20 protein-coding genes are annotated in these 21,552 nt (G+C 69.1%); 10 read left to right on the top strand and 10 right to left on the bottom strand.

From position 1 onward, the window contains the following. The first annotated feature begins 34 nt into the window (after positions 1-34). The 3 genes from OHT77_RS14345 to OHT77_RS14335 all read left to right on the top strand — a co-directional run bounded on the left by OHT77_RS14345 (position 35) and on the right by OHT77_RS14335 (position 2,702). Positions 35-544 carry a MarR family winged helix-turn-helix transcriptional regulator gene (locus tag OHT77_RS14345; protein ID WP_328828772.1) on the top strand — a complete coding sequence of 170 codons (510 nt, stop codon included), beginning with the start codon at positions 35-37 and terminating at the stop codon, positions 542-544. A 43-nt stretch (positions 545-587) separates the two neighbouring features. Further along, positions 588-926 (top strand): DUF3817 domain-containing protein, encoded by a 339-nt coding sequence (locus OHT77_RS14340; RefSeq protein WP_328828771.1) that lies wholly within the window; start codon positions 588-590, stop codon positions 924-926. A 75-nt stretch (positions 927-1,001) separates the two neighbouring features. Continuing rightward, positions 1,002-2,702 carry an acyl-CoA mutase large subunit family protein gene (locus OHT77_RS14335; protein WP_328828770.1) on the top strand — a complete coding sequence of 567 codons (1,701 nt, stop codon included), beginning with the start codon at positions 1,002-1,004 and terminating at the stop codon, positions 2,700-2,702. Between the two features lie 13 nt (positions 2,703-2,715). Here OHT77_RS14335 and OHT77_RS14330 read toward each other — a convergent pair whose 3' ends face one another. Beyond that, positions 2,716-3,342, bottom strand: a complete 627-nt coding sequence (locus tag OHT77_RS14330) for a TetR/AcrR family transcriptional regulator (RefSeq protein ID WP_266772664.1) — start codon at positions 3,340-3,342, stop codon at positions 2,716-2,718. A gap of 200 nt (positions 3,343-3,542) precedes the next feature. Between OHT77_RS14330 and OHT77_RS14325 the strand changes: the two genes are divergently transcribed. The 4 genes from OHT77_RS14325 (at position 3,543) to OHT77_RS14310 (ending at position 7,881) form a co-directional block, all read left to right on the top strand. After that, a complete protein-coding gene (locus OHT77_RS14325; protein ID WP_328828768.1) occupies positions 3,543-4,520 on the top strand; it encodes a tetratricopeptide repeat protein in 978 nt (325 codons plus the stop codon). A 645-nt stretch (positions 4,521-5,165) separates the two neighbouring features. Further along, positions 5,166-5,816 (top strand): DUF6230 family protein, encoded by a 651-nt coding sequence (locus OHT77_RS14320; protein ID WP_328828767.1) that lies wholly within the window; start codon positions 5,166-5,168, stop codon positions 5,814-5,816. 117 nt (positions 5,817-5,933) lie between these two features. Next, positions 5,934-6,548, top strand: a complete 615-nt coding sequence (locus tag OHT77_RS14315; RefSeq protein ID WP_328828766.1) for a DUF6114 domain-containing protein — start codon at positions 5,934-5,936, stop codon at positions 6,546-6,548. Next, positions 6,538-7,881 (top strand): hypothetical protein, encoded by a 1,344-nt coding sequence (locus OHT77_RS14310; protein ID WP_328828763.1) that lies wholly within the window; start codon positions 6,538-6,540, stop codon positions 7,879-7,881. Before OHT77_RS14315 ends, OHT77_RS14310 begins: the two co-directional genes overlap by 11 nt. A 99-nt stretch (positions 7,882-7,980) precedes the next feature. On the opposite strand, the gene pyk is transcribed toward OHT77_RS14310, so the two are convergent. From pyk to pta, 3 genes are all read right to left on the bottom strand, one after another. After that, positions 7,981-9,411, bottom strand: coding sequence for a pyruvate kinase (gene pyk / locus OHT77_RS14305; RefSeq protein WP_266772672.1), 1,431 nt, complete (start codon positions 9,409-9,411; stop codon positions 7,981-7,983). A gap of 73 nt (positions 9,412-9,484) precedes the next feature. Beyond that, positions 9,485-10,696, bottom strand: a complete 1,212-nt coding sequence (locus OHT77_RS14300; protein WP_328828762.1) for an acetate kinase — start codon at positions 10,694-10,696, stop codon at positions 9,485-9,487. Continuing rightward, entirely contained in the window at positions 10,693-12,783 is a 2,091-nt protein-coding gene (pta, locus tag OHT77_RS14295; RefSeq protein WP_328828760.1) for a phosphate acetyltransferase, read from the bottom strand. Before pta ends, OHT77_RS14300 begins: the two co-directional genes overlap by 4 nt. Before the next feature lie 287 nt (positions 12,784-13,070). On the opposite strand from pta, the gene OHT77_RS14290 reads away from it, so the two are divergent. Continuing rightward, positions 13,071-14,096, top strand: coding sequence for an ATP-dependent 6-phosphofructokinase (locus OHT77_RS14290; protein ID WP_328828759.1), 1,026 nt, complete (start codon positions 13,071-13,073; stop codon positions 14,094-14,096). Between the two features lie 24 nt (positions 14,097-14,120). Here OHT77_RS14290 and OHT77_RS14285 read toward each other — a convergent pair whose 3' ends face one another. Continuing rightward, positions 14,121-14,750 (bottom strand): helix-turn-helix domain-containing protein, encoded by a 630-nt coding sequence (locus OHT77_RS14285; RefSeq protein ID WP_328834239.1) that lies wholly within the window; start codon positions 14,748-14,750, stop codon positions 14,121-14,123. A gap of 525 nt (positions 14,751-15,275) precedes the next feature. Further along, positions 15,276-15,767, bottom strand: a complete 492-nt coding sequence (locus tag OHT77_RS14280) for a CGNR zinc finger domain-containing protein (RefSeq protein ID WP_328828758.1) — start codon at positions 15,765-15,767, stop codon at positions 15,276-15,278. Positions 15,768-15,831: 64 nt separating this feature from the next. Here OHT77_RS14280 and OHT77_RS14275 point away from each other — a divergent pair, with 64 nt between their 5' ends. Further along, complete coding sequence (locus OHT77_RS14275) at positions 15,832-16,512, top strand: hypothetical protein (RefSeq protein WP_328828757.1); 681 nt, start codon at positions 15,832-15,834, stop codon at positions 16,510-16,512. 56 nt (positions 16,513-16,568) lie between these two features. Here OHT77_RS14275 and OHT77_RS14270 read toward each other — a convergent pair whose 3' ends face one another. The 4 genes from OHT77_RS14270 to OHT77_RS14255 all read right to left on the bottom strand — a co-directional run bounded on the left by OHT77_RS14270 (position 16,569) and on the right by OHT77_RS14255 (position 20,891). Continuing rightward, entirely contained in the window at positions 16,569-17,432 is an 864-nt protein-coding gene (locus OHT77_RS14270) for a carbohydrate ABC transporter permease (RefSeq protein ID WP_328828756.1), read from the bottom strand. A gap of 3 nt (positions 17,433-17,435) precedes the next feature. Further along, positions 17,436-18,410, bottom strand: coding sequence for a carbohydrate ABC transporter permease (locus OHT77_RS14265; protein WP_443048012.1), 975 nt, complete (start codon positions 18,408-18,410; stop codon positions 17,436-17,438). Continuing rightward, entirely contained in the window at positions 18,407-19,795 is a 1,389-nt protein-coding gene (locus OHT77_RS14260) for an extracellular solute-binding protein (RefSeq protein WP_443048011.1), read from the bottom strand. Before OHT77_RS14260 ends, OHT77_RS14265 begins: the two co-directional genes overlap by 4 nt. Before the next feature lie 232 nt (positions 19,796-20,027). Then, positions 20,028-20,891, bottom strand: coding sequence for a 5'-methylthioadenosine/S-adenosylhomocysteine nucleosidase family protein (locus tag OHT77_RS14255; RefSeq protein WP_328828751.1), 864 nt, complete (start codon positions 20,889-20,891; stop codon positions 20,028-20,030). A gap of 25 nt (positions 20,892-20,916) precedes the next feature. On the opposite strand from OHT77_RS14255, the gene OHT77_RS14250 reads away from it, so the two are divergent. Further along, positions 20,917-21,453 (top strand): hypothetical protein, encoded by a 537-nt coding sequence (locus OHT77_RS14250; RefSeq protein ID WP_328828748.1) that lies wholly within the window; start codon positions 20,917-20,919, stop codon positions 21,451-21,453. The last annotated feature ends 99 nt before the right edge of the window (positions 21,454-21,552 follow it).

Here is a 21,552-nt window from a genome sequence, read left to right as displayed (position 1 = left end):
ACCACGATGTGACCGGCCGGTAAGGTCTGGTGCCGTGCCGAAGCCCCTCAGTCTCCCTTTCGACCCCATCGCCCGCGCCGACGAACACTGGAAGCAGCGCTGGGGAAGCGTGCCCTCGATGGCCGCCATCACCTCGATCATGCGGGCGCAGCAGATCCTGCTCGCCGAGGTCGACGCGGTCGTCAAGCCGTACGGACTGACCTTCGCGCGCTACGAGGCGCTGGTGCTGCTCACCTTCTCCAAGGCCGGCGAGCTGCCCATGTCCAAGATCGGCGAGCGGCTCATGGTGCACCCCACCTCCGTGACGAATACCGTGGACCGCCTGGTCAGGTCCGGTCTCGTCGCCAAGCGCCCGAACCCGAACGACGGCCGCGGCACCCTCGCCTCCATCACCGACAAGGGCCGCGAGGTCTGCGACGCGGCCACCCGCGACCTGATGGAGATGGACTTCGGTCTGGGTGCCTACGACGCCGAGGAGTGCGGGGAGATCTTCGCCATGCTGCGGCCGCTCAGGGTCGCGGCGGCGGACTTCGACGAGGACTGACCCGGGGAAAGATCGCCCGGAACCGGTCGTTACGCTCGTCCTCATGAAAAAGAGCGTGCTGACCCGCTACCGCGTCATGGCCTATGTCACGGGTGTCCTGCTGGTCCTGCTGTGCCTCAGCATGATCGCCAAGTACCTCCTCAAGATCGACGGTGCCGGGAGCTTCACCGAGGTCGTCGCCATCGCGCACGGCTGGCTGTACGTCGTCTACCTGCTCTTCGCGTTCGACCTGGGCTCCAAGGCGAAGTGGCCGGTCGGCAAGCAGCTCTGGGTGCTGCTTGCGGGAACCATCCCGACGGCGGCGTTCTTCGTGGAGCGGAAGATCAGCCACGAGCTGGAGTCGAAGATCGTCGAGCCGGCTCCGGTCCCCGCCAAGGCCTGATCACCACCGGGGCGTCACTCGGATGCCCCGGTTGGCCATCGACATTTACTAGGACGTCCTAGTAAATTCGAAGGTATGGACGCTGACGCCATCGCAGAGGGCCGCCGACGCTGGCAGGCCCGGTTCGACGCCGCACGCACGCGTGAGGCCGATTTCACCACGCTCTCCGGCGATCCCGTGGAGCCGGTGTACGGGCCCCGGCCCGGGGACAGGTACGACGGCTTCGAGCGGATCGGATGGCCCGGCGAGTACCCCTACACGCGCGGGCTGCACGCCACCGGTTACCGGGGGCGCACCTGGACGATCCGGCAGTTCGCCGGGTTCGGCAACGCCGAGCAGACCAACGAGCGCTACAAGAAGATCCTGGCCAACGGCGGCGGCGGCCTCTCCGTCGCCTTCGACATGCCGACCCTCATGGGCCGCGACTCCGACGACCCGCGCTCGCTCGGCGAGGTCGGGCACTGCGGGGTCGCCATCGACTCGGCCGCCGACATGGAGGTCCTCTTCAAGGACATCCCGCTCGGTGACGTGACCACCTCCATGACCATCAGCGGACCGGCCGTCCCCGTCTTCTGCATGTACCTGGTCGCCGCGGAGCGCCAGGGCATCGACCCGGCCGTCCTCAACGGCACGCTCCAGACGGACATCTTCAAGGAGTACATCGCCCAGAAGGAGTGGCTCTTCCAGCCCGAGCCGCATCTGCGCCTCATCGGCGACCTCATGGAGTACTGCGCGACCGGCATCCCCGCCTACAAGCCGCTCTCCGTCTCCGGCTACCACATCCGCGAGGCCGGCTCCACGGCCGCGCAGGAGCTGGCGTACACCCTCGCCGACGGCTTCGGGTACGTCGAACTCGGCCTGTCCCGCGGCATGGACGTCGACGTCTTCGCCCCCGGCCTGTCCTTCTTCTTCGACGCGCACGTCGACTTCTTCGAGGAGATCGCCAAGTTCCGCGCCGCGCGCCGCATCTGGGCCCGCTGGATGCGGGACGTCTACGGCGCAAAGACCGAGAAGGCCCAGTGGCTGCGCTTCCACACCCAGACCGCCGGCGTCTCCCTGACCGCCCAGCAGCCGTACAACAACGTCGTCCGTACGGCGGTCGAGGCGCTCGCGGCCGTGCTCGGCGGGACCAACTCGCTGCACACCAACGCCCTGGACGAGACCCTCGCGCTGCCCAGCGAGCAGGCCGCGGAGATCGCGCTGCGGACGCAGCAGGTGCTGATGGAGGAGACCGGGGTCGCCAACGTGGCGGACCCGCTGGGGGGTTCGTGGTACGTCGAGCAGCTCACCGACCGGATCGAGGCGGACGCCGAGAAGATCTTCGAGCAGATCAGGGAGCGCGGGCTGCGGGCCCACCCGGACGGACAGCACCCGATCGGGCCGATCACCTCCGGCATCCTGCGCGGTATCGAGGACGGCTGGTTCACCGGTGAGATCGCCGAGGCCGCGTTCCAGTACCAGCGGTCGGTGGAGAAGGGCGACAAGCGGGTGGTCGGCGTCAATGTGCACCCCGGCTCCGTCACCGGCGACCTGGAGATCCTGCGGGTCAGCCACGAGGTGGAGCGGGAGCAGGTCCGGGAGCTGGGCGCGCGCAAGGGCGTCCGGGACGAGGCGGCCGTAGGGGCCGCGCTGGACGCGATGCTCGCGGCGGCTCGGGACGGGTCGAACATGATCGGGCCGATGCTGGACGCGGCGCGGGCCGAGGCCACGCTCGGGGAGATCTGCGGGGTGCTGCGGGACGAGTGGGGGGTGTACACCGAGCCCGCCGGGTTCTAGAACCCGCCCTTTCCTACTGGGTGTTGATCGAGGTCAGACCCAGGAGCAGGACCTGGGTGAAGCTGCGGACCCAGCGCTCGTCGGCTGGTTCCGCGCTCACCAGGGTGCGGTGGACGACCGCGCCCGCGACCACGTCGAAGATGAGGTCGGCGGTGCGGGCGGCCTCCTCGGGGTCGGTCTCCGGGGGGAGTTCGCCGCGCGCCTGGGCCCGCGCCCTGCCCTCCAGGACCAGGCGCTTCTGCCGGTCGACGATCGACTCGCGGATGCGCTCGCGCAGGGCGTCGTCGCGGATCGACTCGGCGACCACCGCCATCAGCCCGCTCTTGGCCTCCGGGCGGGCCAGGATCGCCGCGAACTGCAGGACCACGCCCTCGATGTCGGCGGCCAGCGTGCCCCGGTCGGGGAGGCGCAGCTCGTCGAAGAGCTCCGCCACCGCGTCCACGACGAGTTCGTTCTTGCCCGCCCAGCGGCGGTAGAGGGTCGTCTTCGCGACCCCCGCGCGGGTGGCGACGTCCCCCAACGTGAGCTTGGACCAGCCGAGTTCGACCAGGGCCTCCCGCGTGGCCGCGAGGATCGCGGTGTCCGCCGTGGCGCTGCGGGGGCGTCCTGCGGCGCGCGGGGCGGGAGTGCTGCTCTGCATCCCACGACCATAACCGTCGGGTCCTGTGGTGCAGTGAGGGAGATCACCGGGTACCGGTGTCCGGGAGGTGCCCCACACCATTACGCTACGACTCGTAGCGAAACCACGTGCCGGGTGGGGACCCGGCGCCGGACGGCTCGCACCGGACGAGCTTTCACAACGCTTTTCATTCACACGCGCGGACGGGGGAGGATAGACGCATGCAGCCACGGAACATGTCCATGAGCGGAGTCGTCGACCTCGCCGCGGTGAAGGCGGCCCAAGAGGCCAAGGTCAAGGCGGAGCAGGCGCGCGCCGAGACCGCCAGGCAGGGCGGCGGCGGGGCCGTCTCCCCGGCCGACCTGGTGATCGACGTAGATGAGGCGGGGTTCGAGAGCGAGGTCCTGCAGCGGTCCACCGAGGTCCCGGTCGTCATCGACTTCTGGGCCGAGTGGTGCGAGCCGTGCAAGCAGCTGAGCCCGCTCCTGGAGCGGCTCGCCCTTGAGTACAACGGACGCTTCGTCCTTGCCAAGATCGACGTCGACGCCAACCAGATGCTGATGCAGCAGTTCGGGGTGCAGGGCATCCCGGCCGTCTTCGCGGTGGTCGCCGGCCAGGCGCTCCCGCTCTTCCAGGGGGCCGCCGCCGAGTCACAGATCCGGCAGACCCTCGACCAGTTGATCCAGGTCGCCGAGCAGCGCTTCGGCCTGACCGGCCTGGCCGTCGACCCCGACGCCGAGCAGGGCGACCGCCCCGAGGCCGTCGCCGAGGTGCCCGCGGGCCCCTACGACGCACTGCTCGAAGCCGCCGTGCAGGCCCTGGACGCGGGGGACTTCGGCGGGGCCGTGCAGGCCTACAAGAACGTGCTGAGCGACGACCCGGGCAACTCCGAGGCGAAACTGGGACTCGCCCAGGCCGAGTTGCTGCACCGGGTGTCGGCGCTCGACCCGCAGCAGGTGCGCACCGAGGCGGCCGAGAAGCCGGGTGACGTGCCGGCGCAGATCGCCGCCGCCGACCTGGATCTGGTGGGCGGTCATGTCGAGGACGCCTTCAGCCGGCTCATCGACACCGTGCGGCGCACGGTGGGTGACGACCGGGATGCCGTACGGCTGCGGCTGCTGGAGCTGTTCGAGGTCGTCGGGGCCGATGACCCCAGGGTGACGGCGGCCCGGCGGGCGCTGGCGAGGGCGCTGTTCTGAGCGGGGCGCGGGGCCGGTTCTGACCAGTCGGTAAACCTCGTGACCTGTGTTGCCGGAGTGAAAGATTTGCCGACGGAGTGTCACTGCGGCCGCGCTTTACCAAAACTTGGTAATCGCGGCCGCTGTTACTTGGAGTAAGTCGGGGCAGTTGATCTGCTGGATTCCGTCCGATTATCAACTGGTTTGTCCTGGCCCACGATGGCACCCAGCGTCGCTGACCGATACCGGCGGGTCGTTGTTCGGTTATCCGGCCGTTACTACCCAGTAACGAAGCCCCTTGTGCGGGCGGCGAGAATGCACCACGATCGGCGACGCTCGGTCCATTTCCGTACCCGACAGCCGGTCGGGTCGCCGGAATCTCCTGGGTCCCCACCGAGTAGAGCCGGAAACTATGGAGTCGGCTCTTGGGCAGGGGGGTCTTCGCCGCTCGGCGGAGCCTGTCCAGCAAGGTTGTGCGTGATGTGCGTCAGGCGCGACCAGTGGTTGTCGCTCGGGGGTGATCGCCGGTGATCGGTGCGCGGTTCGCGCCTCCGAGGACGGGCGCTCCCCTTCCCGAGGACGTAGCACTTCTCCCATCCCTGCCCGGCTGAGCCGCCAACTGGGGGCAGTCAGGGCCAGGAGATGTACGTCCGAGAAGGAGGAAATATGGAGTCCCAGGTGCGTGGCGGGACGAGATGGAAGCGCTTCGCTGTGGTCATGGTGCCCAGCGTCGCCGCTACGGCGTGTATAGGTGTCGCCCTCGCGCAGGGTGCTCTCGCCGCGTCGTTCAGCGTTTCCGGCCAGTCGTTCAAGGTGACGGCCGACCAGCTCGACGGTACGGGCTTCGCGCAGTACGGAGCGCTTGACTCGGGCTACAACCTGGACGGCAGCAAGACGGCTCACCCCGTCGCTGTCTCGTCGTTCAAGTCCGCGTCGATCACCAACATGTGCCAGTCGGTGGTCACCCCGAACATCCCGCTGCTCGGGTCCGTCAGCCTCGTGCTGAAGGCCGGCGGCAGCGGTACGCCGGTGCAGGCCGAGAACCTGTACATCGACGTCCAGGACCTCAGCGCCGACGCTGTGTTCCACAACATCGACATCGGTGTGGCGGCCGGTGACACGGGCGCCGCCAAGGGCGGCAAGGGTCCGGGCATGAAGGGCGGCAGCGAGGCTGCCAACCCGTACGGATTCGCTCAGCAGGCCGACTCGGCCACGCTGACCGACGTGAAGCAGACGGCGTGGGCCACCACTGCCGGAACCTTCAAGCTCAGCGGGCTGAAGATGTCGGTCTCGGCCGGCACCCACGAGTGCTACTAGGCACTTGACGGCGGGCGGGGGAGCCGGTGGCGCCCCCGCCCGTCCACCTTCCACCCGCACCTTCACGCGAGGTGCACCTCTCCACCACAGCAACGCCGTACCAGGGAGCTGTTTTCCATGAGCGCCGAGACTCCTGCCGCACCCGGTCAGTTCACCCGCCGGAGGCTGCAGTTCCGCGCCTGGCGTGGCACGAGGCCGTTCTGGGCCGGTCTGTTCGTCATGCTCGGCGGACTCCCGATCGCCTACTTCCCGTACGCGCATCTCCAGATCGGGCACCTGACGCTGGCGATGGCCACCACCGCGGGCGCCGGTTCCCTGATCATCGGTGTGCTGCTCGTCGTCCTGGGCTTCAGCCTCTGGTTCCAGAAGCACGTGCGCACCTTCGCGGGTGTCGCGGCGATCCTGCTGGCGCTGGTGTCCATCCCCGTGTCCAACCTCGGCGGCTTCCTGATCGGCTTCCTCCTCGCCATGGTCGGCGGGGCGCTGGCCGTGTCCTGGGCGCCGGGCGCACCGCCGGAGCCGCAGGCGGTCCAGGAGGACACCCAGGGAGAGGGCGGCGCACCCGCCGGGGCCGCGCCGTACGACACGGCGCCGCACGAGTCCGCGTCGTACTACGCCCAGCCGCAGGAGCCCGCGCCGTACGAGTCCGCCGACGGTACGGGTGAGCCGAACGATCTGTCAGGAACGAGCCCGGTGAACAACGGGGCGAACGGGAGGCACAGTGCCGGCTGACAAGGTGACCCACGGGACTGATGTGGACGAGTCCCGTGTGAGAACCGGGCCGCGGCATGCGGCACCCAAGAAGCCGCTGTTCACCAGGCTCCACATGCCCGCCGGCAAGGCGATAGCCACGGTGGCGATGCCGACCGCCGTCATCATGGGGATGGGCTTCACGTCCTCCCTGGCGCTGGCCGACAACGGATCGACGCCCTCGCCGTCGTCGAAGAGCCTGACGGCCGACGAGTACAAGGACTGCGTCGCGGCCCTCGCCAAGTCGACGGCGAGCGCCACCCCCTCGGTGACGCCGTCCACCAGCGCGAGCGAGTCCGCGGACTCCTCCAAGGACGACGCGACGCCCTCGCCCTCGGCGACGGACGGGTCGAAGTCGGACGACTCCGACTCGGGCAAGACCTCTTCGTCGGATTCAGGTTCCGACGACAGGGCCGCCAAGCCCACGCCGTCCGCCTCCGCGAGCAAGTCGGCGGAGTCGAGCGGTTCGTCCGGCAGCACCGCCACCTCGACGCCCTCGGCGTCCGCGAGCAGCGGCGGCCTGCTGGAGGGCATCGGCGACGCCATCACCGGGATCCTCACCGGCGGTGCGTCGAAGTCCGGCAGCACCGCGAGCGCCACCCCGACGCCGACCGCGTCCGCCTCGGCGAGCGCGACGAAGGACACGTCCTCGGGCGGTTCCTCCAGCGCGTCCGACACCGTCAAGGACACGACGAAGAAGGTCACCGACACGGTCGACGACACCGTGAAGGACACGACCGACACGGCGTCCAAGGCGGCCGAGGACACGAAGAAGGCGGTCGAGGACGCGGCCAGCGCCACGGCCACCCCGAGCCCGTCCGCGAGCGCGAGCACCGACACCTCGGACTGCCCGGTCGCCACGGACGACACCAGCGGCGTCGACAACAAGGTGCTGCTGCCGGACGATCCCTGGTACCTGAACGCGAGTTCGCTGCTCCTCAAGGGCGCCGACTACCAGGGCGTCGTCGAGGTGAAGACGGCCAACGGCACGGTCAAGAAGGTCCTGAAGTACGTCATCTCCGGCGGCACCGACATCGGCGACCTGCACCAGACGGTCGACGACAAGCAGTCCGGCAAGACGTACCACGTGCAGGCGGCCTCCGGCTCGACCTCCACGATCCGCGACGGTGACACCGTGATGTACACGCAGTCCATCTCGGGCAACCTGTTCGGACTGATCCCGATCACGTTCGACCCGGACAACCCGCCGCCGCTGAACATCCCGCTGATCTACTTCACCAACGTGAAGGTGGTCCAGGCGGGCCAGTTCGGCGGCACGCTGACCGTCCCCGGCCTCCACAGCTACCAGAACTGAGCCCCACCACAAGCCCGTTCGGGAGCCGCGCACAAAACTGAGGGCGCCCCCTTCTCCAGGGGGCGCCCTCAGCGCCGTACAAGAACCTTCAGTGGTGCGTCAGTTGCGCTCGCCGCCGCCGAGGTGGTGGACGCGGAGCATGTTGGTGGTGCCGGGGACGCCGGGAGGCGAGCCGGCCGTGATGATGAGGGTGTCGCCCGGGTTGAAGCGGTTGATCTTGGCGATCTCCGCGTCGACCATGTCGACCATCTCGTCCGTGCTGTTGACGAACGGCACGACGTGCGACTCGACGCCCCAGCTGAGCGTCAGCTGGTTGCGGGTGCTCTCGTCCATCGTGAAGGCGACGATCGGCTGCGAGGCGCGGTAGCGGGACAGCCGGCGGGCGGTGTCACCGGACTGCGTGAAGGCCACCAGGGCCCGGCCGCCGAGGAAGTCGGCGATCTCGCACGCGGCACGCGCGATCGAACCGCCCTGCGTGCGCGGCTTCTTGCCCGGCACCAGCGGCTGCAGGCCCTTGCTGAGCAGCTCCTGCTCGGCGGCGACGACGATCTTCGACATCGTCTTGACCGTCTCGATCGGATACGCGCCCACGCTCGACTCCGCGGACAGCATGACCGCGTCCGCGCCGTCCAGGATCGCGTTGGCCACGTCGGAGGCCTCGGCGCGCGTGGGGCGGGAGTTGGTGATCATCGACTCCATCATCTGGGTCGCCACGATCACCGGCTTGGCGTTACGACGGCACAGCTCCACCAGGCGCTTCTGCACCATCGGGACCTTCTCCAGCGGGTACTCCACGGCCAGGTCGCCGCGGGCCACCATCACCGCGTCGAAGGCCGCGACCACGGCCTCCATGTTGGCGACCGCCTGCGGCTTCTCCACCTTGGCGATGACGGGGACCCGGCGGCCCTCCTCGTCCATCACCTTGTGGACGTCGTTCACGTCGTGGGCGTCGCGCACGAAGGACAGGGCGACCATGTCGCAGCCCATCCGCAGGGCGAAGCGCAGGTCCTCGACGTCCTTGTCGGACAGCGCGGGCACGTTGACGGCCGCGCCGGGCAGGTTGATGCCCTTGTGGTCGGAGATGACACCGCCCTCGATGACGATCGTCCGGACCCGCGGGCCCTCGACGTCGAGGACCTTCAGCTCGACGTTGCCGTCGTTGATGAGGATCTGGTCTCCGCGGGAGACGTCACCGGGCAGGCCCTTGTACGTCGTACCGCAGATGGTCTTGTCGCCCGGGACGTCCTCGGTGGTGATGGTGAACTCGTCACCCCGCACCAGCTCGACGGGACCCTCGGCGAAGGTCTCCAGGCGGATCTTCGGGCCCTGCAGGTCGGCGAGGACGCCGATGGCACGGCCGGTCTCCTTGGCCGCGGCACGGACGCGGTCGTACCGCCCCTGGTGCTCGGCGTGGGTACCGTGGCTGAAATTGAAGCGGGCCACATTCATGCCGGCCTCGATCAGCGACACCAACTGCTCGTGGGAGTCGACCGCGGGGCCGAGAGTACAGACGATTTTCGAACGGCGCATGGGACGATCCTATCGGTTTGTTTCCCTGCGGAATATTCCGTCTGGCGGAAGATACAAATGGGCGGGCAGGCGCTCAGGCGTTGGAATTTCCGACCAGTGCATAGGTCTGTGTCGCGATCTCCAATTCCTCGTCCGTGGGCACCACCGCGACCGCGACCCGCGCGGACGCGGGCGAGATCAGCCGCGGCTCGTCGCTCCGTACGGCGTTCAGCGCCCCGTCGACCCCGAGCCCCAGCAGCTCCAGGCCCGTGACGGCAGCTTCCCGCACGGCACTCGCGTTCTCCCCGACTCCCGCTGTGAAGGCGACCGCGTCCACCCGGCCGAGTACCGCGCAGTAGGCACCGATGTACTTCTTCAATCGGTGAATGTAGATGTCGAAGGCGAGTTCCGCCTGTTCGTCGCCCTCGTCGATCCGGCGCCGGATCTCCCGCATGTCGTTGTCCCCGCACAGCCCGATCAGACCGCTCTTCTTGTTGAGAAGAGTGTCGATCTCATCGGTGGACATTTCGCCAACACGCATCAAATGGAAGATGACGGCCGGATCCAGGTCTCCCGACCGGGTCCCCATCACCAGTCCCTCCAGCGGCGTCAGCCCCATGGAGGTGTCCACACACCGGCCGCCGCGCACCGCGGAGGCGGACGCCCCGTTCCCGAGGTGCAGCACGATCACGTTGACGTCCTCGGGCGCCTTCCCCAGCAGCTTCGCCGTCGCCCGCGACACATACGCGTGCGAGGTCCCGTGGAAGCCGTACCGCCGGATCCGGTACGCGTCGGCGGTCGCCACGTCGATCGCGTACCGCGCGGCCGACTCCGGCATCGTCGTGTGGAACGCCGTGTCGAACACGGCCACCTGCGGCAGATCGGGCCGCAGCGCCATCGCGGTACGGATCCCGACGAGGTTCGCCGGGTTGTGCAACGGCGCGACGGGGATGAGCCGTTCGATCTCCGCGAGCACGGCGTCGTCGATCACGGTCGGCGCGGTGAAGGTCTTCCCGCCGTGCACCACCCGGTGCCCGATGGCCGCCAACTCCGGTGAGTCCAGGCCGAGTCCGTCCCTGGTCAGTTCCTCCGCCACGGCCTTGAGCGCGGCCTCGTGATCGAGGATCGGCCCGGTCCACTCACGGACGGCGTCCGTGGCGACGTGGGTGTGCTGGAAACGGGAGGTCTCCTCGCCGATCCGCTCGACGAGCCCGACCGCGAGACGGGTGCCGGCCGCCATGTCGAGCAGCTGGTACTTCACCGACGAGGAGCCGGAGTTGAGGACGAGGACACGGGTCGCGGTCACTGCTGGGAAGCCTTCTCGTTCGGGGTCTGAGCCTGGATCGCCGTGATGGCGACGGTGTTGACGATGTCCGAGACGAGGGCGCCCCGGGACAGGTCGTTGACCGGCTTGCGCAGCCCCTGGAGGACCGGCCCGACCGCGATCGCGCCGGCCGAACGCTGCACGGCCTTGTAGGTGTTGTTGCCGGTGTTCAGGTCGGGGAAGATCAACACGCTTGCCTGGCCCGCGACTTCGGACTCCGGCAGCTTGGTGGCGGCGACGCTGGGCTCGACGGCGGCGTCGTACTGGATGGGCCCCTCGATCCGCAGGTCGGGCCGTCGCAGCCGGACCAGTTCGGTCGCCTCGCGCACCTTGTCGACGTCGATGCCCGAGCCGGACGTACCGGTCGAGTACGACAGCATCGCGATCCGCGCCCCGACCCCGAACTGCTCGGCGGTGGCGGCCGACTGGATGGCGATGTCGGCCAGCTGCTCGGCGTTCGGGTCGGGGTTGACGGCGCAGTCGCCGTAGACGAGGACCTTGTCGGCGAGGCACATGAAGAAGACGGACGAGACGATGTCCGCGTCCGGCTTGGTCTTGATGATCTCGAAGGCGGGGCGGATGGTCGCGGCCGTGGAGTGCACGGCGCCGGAGACCATGCCGTCGGCGAGGCCCTCCTGGACCATCAGGGTGCCGAAGTAGTTCACGTCGGCGACGACGTCGTAGGCCAGCTCGACGGTCACGCCCTTGTGGGCGCGGAGTTCGGCGTACTTCTCGGCGAAGCGGTCGCGGAGCTGGGAGGTGTGCGGGTCGATCAGCTGGGCCGCGGTGAGGTCGATGCCGAGATCGGCGGCCCGCTTGCGGATCTGGTCCTCGGCGCCGAGGAGCGTCAACTCGCAGACGCCGCGCCGCAGAAGGACCTCGGCGGCGTGCAGGACGCGGGGTTCGGTGCCCTCGGGGAGGACGATGCGGCGCTTGTCGGAACGGGCCTGCTCCAGGAGCGTGTGCTCGAACATCATCGGGGTGAGCCGGTCGCTGCTCGGCGCCGAGACCCGCCTCAGCAGGTCGCCCGTGTCGACGTACCGCTCGAAGAGGCCGAGCGCGGTCTCCGCCTTGCGCGGGGTGGCCGCGTTCAACTTCCCCTCCAGGGAGAAGAGTTCGGCGGCGGTGGGGAAGGAGGTGCCGGCCACCGAGATCACCGGGGTGCCCGGCGCGAGACGGGCGGCGAGGGTGAGGACACCGTCGGAGGGCCGCTCGTTCAGGGTGAGCAGCACGCCGGCTATCGGCGGGGTGCCGGCGCTGTGCGCGGCCAGCGCGCCGATGACGAGGTCGGCGCGGTCGCCGGGGGTGACGACGAGACAGCCCGGGGTCAGCGCGTTCAGGAAGTTGGGGAGCATCGCCCCGCCGAAGACGAAGTCGAGCGCGTCGCGGGCGAGCCCCGAGTCGTCGCCGAGGAGGACCTTGCCGCCGAGGGCGTGGGTGATCTGGGCGACGGTCGGCGCGGACAGGACGGGCTCGTCCGGTACGACGTAGCAGGGCACCGGCAGCCGGCTGTCGAGCCAGCCGGCGATCGCGTCGCGGTCCTCGGGGGCGACCCGGTTGGTGACCATCGCGAGGACGTCGCAGCCGAGGCCGTCGTAGGCGCGGTACGCGTTGCGCGTCTCGGCGAGCACGGACTCGGCGGTCTGCTTGCGGCCGCCGACGACGGGGATCACCGAGGCGCCGAACTCGTTCGCGAGGCGGGCGTTCAGGGACAGCTCGTCCGGGAACTGGGTGTCCGCGTAGTCGGTGCCGAGGACGAGGACGACGTCGTAGTCACGGGCGACGAGGTGAAAGCGGTCGACGAGCGTGGACACCAGCTCGTCGGTGCCCTGCTCGGCCTGGAGGGCGGAGGCCTCGTGGTAGTCCATGCCGTAGACGGTCGCCGGGTCCTGGGACAGCCGGTAGCGCGCACGCAACAGCTCGAACAGGCGATCGGGACCGTCGTGGACGAGGGGGCGGAACACCCCCACCCGGTCGACCTGCCGGGTCAGGAGTTCCATGACTCCCAGCTCGACGACCTGACGGCCGTCGCCGCGGTCGATCCCGGTCACGTACACGCTGCGCGTCACGGGTGCGTTCTCCCTCTGGATGGTCGTGTTCCGGCCGCCGTGTTCCTGCCCCGGACGGCCATAAAAATCGCCCACCGAGGGTGAGCAGAACCATCTTGACAATACCTCCGGGGGTGGATAAGGCGCCCGTCAGCTGGGGAGGCGTACGGGAGCTGTGGGGGCGCGGAACACGGCATACCGGACCGAACCGGCACCCCCACTGGGGGACGGAATCGGCAACCCTGTGGAGGACGTGAAAGAATCACCGTGGCTCACCGGTCTCAACAGCGAGCAGGAGACACAGCACGATGCGCATCGGAGTTCTCACCGCAGGCGGCGACTGCCCCGGCCTGAACGCCGTGATCCGATCGGTCGTGCACCGAGCGGTCGACAACTACGGCGACGAGGTCATCGGCTTCGAGGACGGCTACGCCGGACTGCTCGAAGGCCACTACCGCACCCTCGACCTCGACGCGGTCAGCGGCATCCTCGCCCGCGGCGGCACGATCCTCGGCTCGTCCCGGCTGGAGCGGGACCGGCTGCGCGAGGCCTGCGAGAACGCGCTGGACATCGCGCGCGACTTCGGGATCGACGCCCTGATCCCGATCGGCGGCGAGGGCACGCTGACGGCGGCGCGCATGCTGAGCGACGCGGGCCTGCCGGTCGTGGGCGTCCCCAAGACCATCGACAACGACATCTCGTCGACGGACCGCACGTTCGGCTTCGACACGGCGGTCGGGGTCGCGACGGAGGCGATGGACCGCCTGAAGACCACGGCGGAGTCCCACCAGCGGGTCATGGTCGTCGAGGTCATGGGCCGGCACGCGGGCTGGATCGCGCTGGAGTCCGGGATGGCGGCGGGCGCGCACGGCATCTGCCTGCCCGAGCGGCCCTTCGACCCGGCCGACCTGGTCAAGATGGTCGAGGAGCGCTTCGCCCGCGGCAAGAAGTTCGCCGTCGTGTGCGTGGCCGAGGGCGCGCACCCCGCCGAGGGCTCCATGGACTACAACAAGGGCGCGATCGACCAGTTCGGCCACGAGCGCTTCCAGGGCATCGGCACGGCGCTGGCCTACGAACTCGAGCGCCGCCTCGGCAAGGAGGCCAAGCCGGTCATCCTCGGCCACATCCAGCGCGGCGGCGTACCGACCGCGTACGACCGGGTGCTGGCGACCCGCTTCGGCTGGCACGCGGTCGAGGCCTCGCACCAGGGGCAGTTCGGCCGGATGACCGCGCTGCGCGGCACGGACGTGGTGATGGTGCCGCTCGCCGAGGCGGTCACCGAGCTGAAGACGGTGCCCAAGGACCGGATGGACGAGGCGGAGTCGGTCTTCTAGCAGGGCGTTCATGGGGCCCGGCACTCAATAGGTACTCCTCTCCACCATCGCCCAGAACCGGCTGATGATCTGGTCGAGGAAGTCCCGGCCGGCCTCGCCCGCCGCGACCGCGGAGTTGCCGCCGCCCCAGCTGAGGGTGGCGACCATCTGCGCCTGGTAGTCCTCGTGCAACTCCTGGAGGGAGTCCTCCAGGAGCCGCCGGTCCAGCGGCACCATCTTGCCGATCGGCCGTACGTACGCCTGCCACCGCGTGGTCATCGCGCTGCGCAGCAGCTCCGCGAGCCGGCTGTCGCGTCCGGTGACGCTGATGAACTCGGGCAGCGAGAGGTCGAGCAGCTCGGCCAGCGCGGAGGACTGGCGCTCGGTGCCGCGCCACTGGTCGTGCTCCTCCATCCGCAGATACGCGAGGAGTTCGAGCCCGACGGCCCGGGCGACGTCCTCCGGTGCGAGGCCATGGGCGAGCCGGTGCTCACGCAGCGTGCGTGGCTTGCCGATGAGTTCACCCGCCGAGCACCACAACACGCCCGCGAGCGCGGTGAGTTCGGGCCCGGACGGCGCGGTGAGCCCCCGCTCCCAGGCGATGACCAGGTCAGGCGTGACATACGGCAGCCCGTACGAGGCACGCATGCCGTACGCGACGTGCTCGGGCCCCATGTTGAGCGCGGTACGGAGCCGACGGGCGGCGGGCGCGTCGAACGGCGGAGTGGGCGGCGGAGGCGGCGTGGACGGGCTGGGCTGAACTGGGGGTCGGCGCACGCGCCACAAGCTAGGGGCGCCCGCGTGCGGTGACTACGGTCTGTTCGGCCAGGATTACGGATTGTAGGAACGTACGGATCAGGTCGCCCCGCGCGTCCGTACCGACCCCGGGACGGCCGAGATCGGTGACCCTGAGTGGTGACCCCGGGGACGAAGAGACGAACCGAAGGTAACCCCGACCCACTGAATATGCCGCCCTGCCTTGCCATTTGCCGGTGCGGCCGGCTTCGAGGGGGTGGCTTGTCGGGGTGGGGTGTTTGGGCGGGGGTCGAAGAGGAGTGCGTTTGTGGTGGGGGTGGTGATCGGGTGGGGGGATGTGGGGGGTGGCGGGAAATCGATGGTGGGGGGTGGGCCTCGGGGCGTAGGTGGCCGGGAGGCTCGGCTTCCCGTCCGCGCGTTCGCCGACTCCCGACCCTGACCCCGCTACGGCTTCTTGGCCGCCCGAGCCCGGTGGGCCGCGACCGTGGTCCGGCTGGCGCAGGTGTTGGAGCAGAAGCGGCGCGTGCGGTTGCGGGACTGGTCGGCGAAGTAGTTTTCGCAGGTAGTGGCGGCGCAGCGGCCCAGGGTGACCGCGGGGTCCCCGGCGGTGATCAACGCGAGCTTGGCGGCGATGAGTTGGCCGGTCCAGTGGGTGGCGGGGGTGCCGTTGCGGCTGAAGTGGAGGTGCCAGCCGTCGTGGGTGTCGTGGTCGGAGAGGTGCATCTCCGGGGGGTAGTCGCGCAGCAGGCGGTGTACGGCCTCGGGAGCCTCGCCGTCGACCGTCTGGGCCAGGGCCGCGCGCACGAGGGCCGGCAGGTCGCCGTAGTCGCCGTCCGGGGGCGGGGTGATCTCGTGTTCCGTGAAGAACGCGTTGACCAAGTCGCCCTGTTGGTCGAGGGTTCCGGTGTTGGCCAGCTCCACGGCCAGCTGGGTCACGTTCCCAATGTAGTCACCGTATGGCACTTGACCGCCTACATCGCCGCTTCTTAGTGTAGGTGTCATGGTAGCTTATGAGGCCTACATAGCCCGCCGTCTGCATCTCCTCGGGGAGTGGGACGCCGCCCTCTCCGTCCTGGACCCGGACACCGAGCCCGAGTTGCGCGCGGAGATCGCCGTCGACCGCTGGTTCTTCCGGATCGAGGGGCACGACGAGGCCGAGAAGGCGGTCGCCGCGCTCGACCCCGCAACGCCGGTCGCACAGCTGCTCACGGCTCGACTCGCCTACAGCCGCCTGCTGTTCGGGAAGGAGCCCCGCGTCGACGACCGCGCCGTGGCCGAGGCCGGCTACCGTGCGGCGGCCGAGAGCGGTGACGAGAAGACGCGCGGGTGGGCCGAGTACCACTGGGCCGTCCTGCTGGACAACATCGACGAGGACGCGGCCGGAGCCGTCCCGCGGTACCGGACCGCCCTGGAGATCGCCGTGAAGACCGGTGACGACTACTTCGAGTCCTACATCATCCGGCACCTCGCACCGCACATGGAGCCCGCCATGCGGATGGCCATGCTGCGCCGCTCACTTCACCTCCGCGCCGCGCTCGGCGCCCGGCCCCAGACCATCGCCTCCCAGGCCCTCCTCGCCGACAACCTGCCCGAGGGCGACCCCGAACGCGCCGAGCTGATACGGGTGTTCCGCCCCGGCGCGGAGGAACTGGGCATCGGCTGGCTTCTGTCGGGGGAGTGACGCGTGCAGGGTCCGACGGGCGGTCGGCCCTGATCTCAGCGACCGCGCCCAGGAGTTCAGCCCTTGACCGCCCCGCCCAGCGCGAACCCGCCCCCCAGCCGCCGTGAGATCAGTACGTACAGCAGGATCACCGGTGTCGAGTAGACGACGGAGAACGCGGCCAGCTGGCCGTAGGCCACCATCCCCCGGTTCCCGAAGAACTCGTTGATGCTCACGCTCGCCGGCATCTGGTCGGGGGTGAGGAGCAGCATGAAGGGGACGAAGAAGTTCCCCCACATCATCACGAACGAGAAGATCGTGACGACGGCGACGCCAGGCCCCATGAGCGGGAGCACGATCCGGATCAGGGACTGGAGGGACGACGCGCCGTCCGTCCAGGCGGCCTCCTCCAGCTCCTTCGGTACGCCGTCCATGAAGTTCTTCATCAGCCAGATGGCGAAGGGGAGTTGGGACGCGGCGAAGAACAGGATGGTGCCCTGCATGGTGTCGATGAGGTTGACCTGAACGAACAGGGCGTACACCGGCACCATGATCGCCGTGATGGGCAGGCTCGTGGTGAAGAGGATGGTCAGGAGGAACGGGCGGTTCAGGCGGGACTGGAAGCGGGAGAGCGGATACGCCGCGAGGGCCGCGCACACCACCGTCAGCAAGGTCCCGCCACCGCACAGGATCAGGCTGTTGAGCAGGGGCGTGAAGGTGATGTCCGGCTTCAGGACCGCGTCGAAGTTGTCGAGGGTGAGGCTGCTGGGCGCCTTCACCCGCAGGCCCGCGTGCGGGTCGAGCGAGGACAGCACGACCCAGGCCAGCGGGAGCGCGAACGCGGCCGCCACGACGAGGAGTCCGGCGTCCGCCGCCAGGCGTCGGCTCGTACGCCGGGAGAAGCGGGGGCGGCCGGGGGAGAGGGTGGGGGTGAGGGCCATGGGTCAGACCTCCGTCCGCAACAGCCGTACGTACACGAGGGAGAAGAGCGCGCCGACCAGCAACAGCAGCAGGGCGACCGCCGTGCCGTAACCGATCATGCTGTTCTGGAAGGCCTGTTCGTACATGAAGAGGGGGAGGGTCTGGCTCTTGTTGCCGGGGCCGCCCCTCGTCATCACCCAGATCAGGCCGAAGACCGAGAGGGTCTGGAGGGTGTTCAGCATCAGGTTCGTGCCGATCGAGCGGCGGATCATCGGGAGCGTGATGTGCCACATACGGCGCCAGCCGCCCGCGCCGTCGACCTCCGCCGCCTCCGTGATCTCCTTCGGGATCTCGTCCAGGGCCGCCGAGTAGACCAGCATCGAGAACGCCGTGCCCCGCCACACGTTCGCGAACGACACCGCGAGGATCGGCAGCGTGAACAGCCAGTTCTGGGACGGGAGATGGAGCCAGGCCAGGATCGCGTCCAGGGTGCCCTCGCGGCGGAAGAAGGCGTAGAGGAGGAAGCCCGCGACGACCTCCGGGAGCACCCACGCCGTGATCACGATCGCGCCCGCGATGGTGCGGACCGGTTTCGAGGCGCGCTGCATGAGTGTGGCGAGCGCGAGGCCGAGGGTGTTCTGGCCGATCAGCGACGACACCACCGTGAACACCAGCGTCAGCCATACGGCGTTGAGGAACTCCGAGTCCTTGAAGGCGGCACGGAAGTTCGCGAAGCCCACGAACGACGAGTGGGCCTGGCCGGTGAGCTGGAGGTCGGTGAAGGCGATGTAGGCGCAGTAGCCGATCGGGACGGCCAGGAAGAGGAGCAGGAGGACCAGGGCGGGGGAGAGGGGGAGGTAGTGGGTGAGGATCCGGGTGCCCGTGCGGGCGCGCTTGCCGTGGGGCAAGTCCCCTTGCCGCGTGGGCTGTTGGGGCGCCGGGGCCGGGGCGGACGTCGGCAGGTCCGGGCCTGGGGCGTGCCGGGGTGCCGTGGTCACTTCTGCGTGACCTGGTTGTCCGTGGCCGACTTCAGTTCGTCGTCGTACGAACTCGCCGCCTTGTCCACCGGCATGTCACCCGTCGTCACGCCCTCCATCGCCTCCTGGATGGCGGTCGAGACCTTCGGGTACGCCGGGTACGCCGGGCGGTAGTGCGTGCTCGCGACCAGGTCCGTGAAGAACTTGATGCCGGGCTGCGCGGTGGCGTAGGCGGGGTCGGCGGCGACGTCCTTCCGCACGGAGATACCGGAGTTGGCGATGTACCACTTCTCGGCGTTCGCCTTCGTCTGCATGGTCTTGATGAAGTCGAAGGCGAGGTCGGGGTTGCCGGCCTTGGAGGGGATCGCCCAGGTCCAGCCGCCGGACATGCTCACCTTGCCGGGCGCCTGGCCCTGCTGGGTCGGCATGTAGGCGAGACCCAATTCCTTGGACCAGTCGGGCCATTCGTGCCCGCTGCCCTTCAACCAGGCCTGGGGCAGCCAGGATCCGTCGAGCGCGATGCCGAGTTTGCCCTTGGGGAGCAGCTCACCGGCCACGTAGGTCTGGATGTTGGGGTCGAGGGCGTCCGAGACGTCCGGGCCGAGCTTGTCCTTGTACACCGTGTGGACGAAGGAGAGGGCGTCCTTGAAACCCTGGCTCCCGGCGACCCACTTCTTCGACGACCGGTCGTAAAGGGGGTCCGTGGTGCCGTCGTTCGTGCCGTAGAGCAGCATCTCGAAGCCCTGCATGGTGGCGGCTTCGCCTGCGGGCTTCCCGGTGTAGACGTTGAGGGGGGTGACGCCGGGGACCTTCTGCTTGATCGTGCGGGCCGCGGCGAGGACGTCGTCCCAGTTCTTCGGCTGCCAATTCGCGGGCAGGCCCGCCTTCTTGAAGATCCCCTTGTCGAACCAGAGGCCCCGGGTGTCCGTGCCGTCCGGGACGCCGTACGTCTTCCCGTCCTCGGCCTTGGCCGCGGACTTCGCCGTGTCGACGAACTGGTTCCAGTCCGGCCACTTGTCGAGGTAGGCGTCGAGGGGTTTGAGATAGCCCGAGGTGATGTCGCTGTTGATCAGGAACGTGTCCTCATAGACCAGGTCAGGGGCGGTCTTCGGGGAGCGGAGCATCTGCTGGAGCTTGGTGTAGTACTCCGAGTCCGGGGCCTTGATCGGGACGAGCTCGACCTTCTTGCCGGGGTACTGCTTCTCGAACTGCTTCTTGATGTCGGCGAGGTAGGTGTCCATCACCTTGATGGAGTTGTCCGTCGACTGCTTGAAGGAGATCTTCACCGTGTCCGGGTCGCTCCCGGACCCGCTGCTGCAGGCGGTGAGAGTCGTCGCGGCGAGGGCGAGAGCAACTAGGGGCGTGAGAAGGACAGTTCGGCGGGGGCTGGCGGCGGTGGGGCGCACGGGCACGACCTCCTACGGGCTCACTACGTTGTGGCCTGGGCGGATGGCTGCCCGGTGAAGGTAAGTGGAGTGGTCTAGTCAGGTCAATGAGTCTGCGGCGGATTGGGCATCCCGGTGACGGCGGAGACGAGCAGCGGGAGGGTGGGGGAGTCATCCGTCTCCGGGGCCAAGTGGGGGAGCGCTCGCGCCGGGGACCGGCCCGTGGGTGGTGCCCCTAGCCCTGGCCGTACTCCTACCCCCGCCCGTCGACCCGCTTCCCGACGACAGGCCCGTAAAAAGTCCCGCCCCGGAAGTCGATGTGATCCCCGCCGTACGTTGCTCCGCCCCCACTCCGATGGGGCGCCTCCTCGGAGTCGGCGGAACCCTCGCGCGGCCGGTGCTTGCGCAGCAGCGCGACCGTCACCAACGCGGCCTGCTTCGCGGCGCGTTGCTGTGAGCCGGAGGCGTCGGCGGTGGACTTGCCGTCGTCGGCCCGGTCGCTAATGCCACGGACGACCAGGGCATGCAACTGACCGTTCAGATGGGCCGCTTGGAGTGCTCCGAAGCCCTCCATCTCGATCGCGCCGGCGTCGTTGTAGTTGTTGTGGATGAACTGGGCGATCTCCGACTTGGCGTCGGCCAAGACGACATCACCCGTCGCGATCGGCACGAAGTGCGCCCGTACAGCGGGCATGTCCCGTACGGCGGAGCGCGCCGCCTGCTCCAAGGCGTGGGACCCCGGCAGCGCCTTCGGGCGGACGAGGAAACCCTCCGGCGTCTGCTTCCCGCCGTGGATCTCGTACACCTGCGTTCCTACGACGACGTCACCGATCCCGATGTCGTCCTTCAGGCTGCCCGCGACCCCGACGAACAACACGGCTTGCGGGTGAAGCCAGTTGATGAGCTGGGAGGTGAGCGCGGCGGCCCGGTCGGCGCCTACGCCCAGTTCGCTGAGGGCAACATGCCATGAGGTGCTGGGGAGTTGGCCCCGCTCCACTCGTGTTCCGTCGGGATGGACGCGCTCCTCTCGCTGCTCGACCTGTGCGCGGACGGCGTCGTATTCGAGAGGGAGTGCGGTCAGGACGAGGACGGTGGGCTGCGGCTCCGGCACACTCATAAGGTACTGCGGGGAAGGGAAACGAGTGCCGGAACAGGACGTGACGGTCGGGCAGTTGCTGCTCGCCGAGTACCAGAGCATCAAGGACGAGCAGAAGGCGAGGATCGGGTTCAGGGACAACCTGCTCTACGTCACGTTGGGCGTCGTGGCCGCCGTCATCGCCGCCGCCGCGCAGGCGAAGCAGGCGTCGATGCTGCTCGCGTTGCCGCCGGTGTGTGTCGTGCTCGGGTGGACGTACCTCGTGAACGACCAGAAGATCTCCGCGATCGGGGCGTACGTCCGCGACGAACTCGGGCCCAGGCTCGCGGTGTTGGCGCAGCCGGGCGGGGGATTCCAGGCGTTCGGGTGGGAGACCGCGCATCGGGTGGACCGGCGGCGCGGGTCCCGTAAGGCCGTGCAGATCGCGGTGGACCTGACGGCGTTCTGTGTCGTGCCGTTGGCCGCGCTGGTGGTGTTCTGGGTGGACGCGGGGAGCGGGCTGCTCGTCGCCATCTCGGGACTGGAGGCGCTCACCGTGGTCGGGCTGGCTTGGCAGGTCGTCTGGTACGCGAAGGCACCGTGAACTCCCGTACCCGCCTTTACCGTTGAGCCGTAGGCGGAGGGGCGGGCGTATGAAGGCGGCACTGCTGGAGGCCCTGGCCGACGGGGCGGGTGGTGACTC

Origin of the sequence: Streptomyces sp. NBC_00252, assembly GCF_036187565.1 — a bacterium.
Classification (GTDB): Bacteria; Actinomycetota; Actinomycetes; order Streptomycetales; family Streptomycetaceae; genus Streptomyces.
Note: the sequence above shows the minus strand (reverse complement) of the source record. Positions and strands in the feature narration are given on the sequence as shown.

What these genes read in the sequence shown, in the direction of transcription:
- OHT77_RS14340 (WP_328828771.1), top strand. Translation starts at nt 588, where the DNA reads ATGAAAAAGAGCGTGCTGACCCGCTACCGCGTCATGGCCTATGTCACG.
- OHT77_RS14335 (WP_328828770.1), top strand. Translation starts at nt 1,002, where the DNA reads ATGGACGCTGACGCCATCGCAGAGGGCCGCCGACGCTGGCAGGCCCGG.
- OHT77_RS14330 (WP_266772664.1), bottom strand. Translation starts at nt 3,342, where the DNA reads ATGCAGAGCAGCACTCCCGCCCCGCGCGCCGCAGGACGCCCCCGCAGC.
- OHT77_RS14325 (WP_328828768.1), top strand. Translation starts at nt 3,543, where the DNA reads ATGCAGCCACGGAACATGTCCATGAGCGGAGTCGTCGACCTCGCCGCG.
- OHT77_RS14320 (WP_328828767.1), top strand. Translation starts at nt 5,166, where the DNA reads ATGGAGTCCCAGGTGCGTGGCGGGACGAGATGGAAGCGCTTCGCTGTG.
- OHT77_RS14315 (WP_328828766.1), top strand. Translation starts at nt 5,934, where the DNA reads ATGAGCGCCGAGACTCCTGCCGCACCCGGTCAGTTCACCCGCCGGAGG.
- pyk (WP_266772672.1), bottom strand. Translation starts at nt 9,411, where the DNA reads ATGCGCCGTTCGAAAATCGTCTGTACTCTCGGCCCCGCGGTCGACTCC.
- OHT77_RS14290 (WP_328828759.1), top strand. Translation starts at nt 13,071, where the DNA reads ATGCGCATCGGAGTTCTCACCGCAGGCGGCGACTGCCCCGGCCTGAAC.
- OHT77_RS14285 (WP_328834239.1), bottom strand. Translation starts at nt 14,750, where the DNA reads ATGGGGCCCGAGCACGTCGCGTACGGCATGCGTGCCTCGTACGGGCTG.
- OHT77_RS14275 (WP_328828757.1), top strand. Translation starts at nt 15,832, where the DNA reads ATGGTAGCTTATGAGGCCTACATAGCCCGCCGTCTGCATCTCCTCGGG.
- OHT77_RS14270 (WP_328828756.1), bottom strand. Translation starts at nt 17,432, where the DNA reads ATGGCCCTCACCCCCACCCTCTCCCCCGGCCGCCCCCGCTTCTCCCGG.
- OHT77_RS14255 (WP_328828751.1), bottom strand. Translation starts at nt 20,891, where the DNA reads ATGAGTGTGCCGGAGCCGCAGCCCACCGTCCTCGTCCTGACCGCACTC.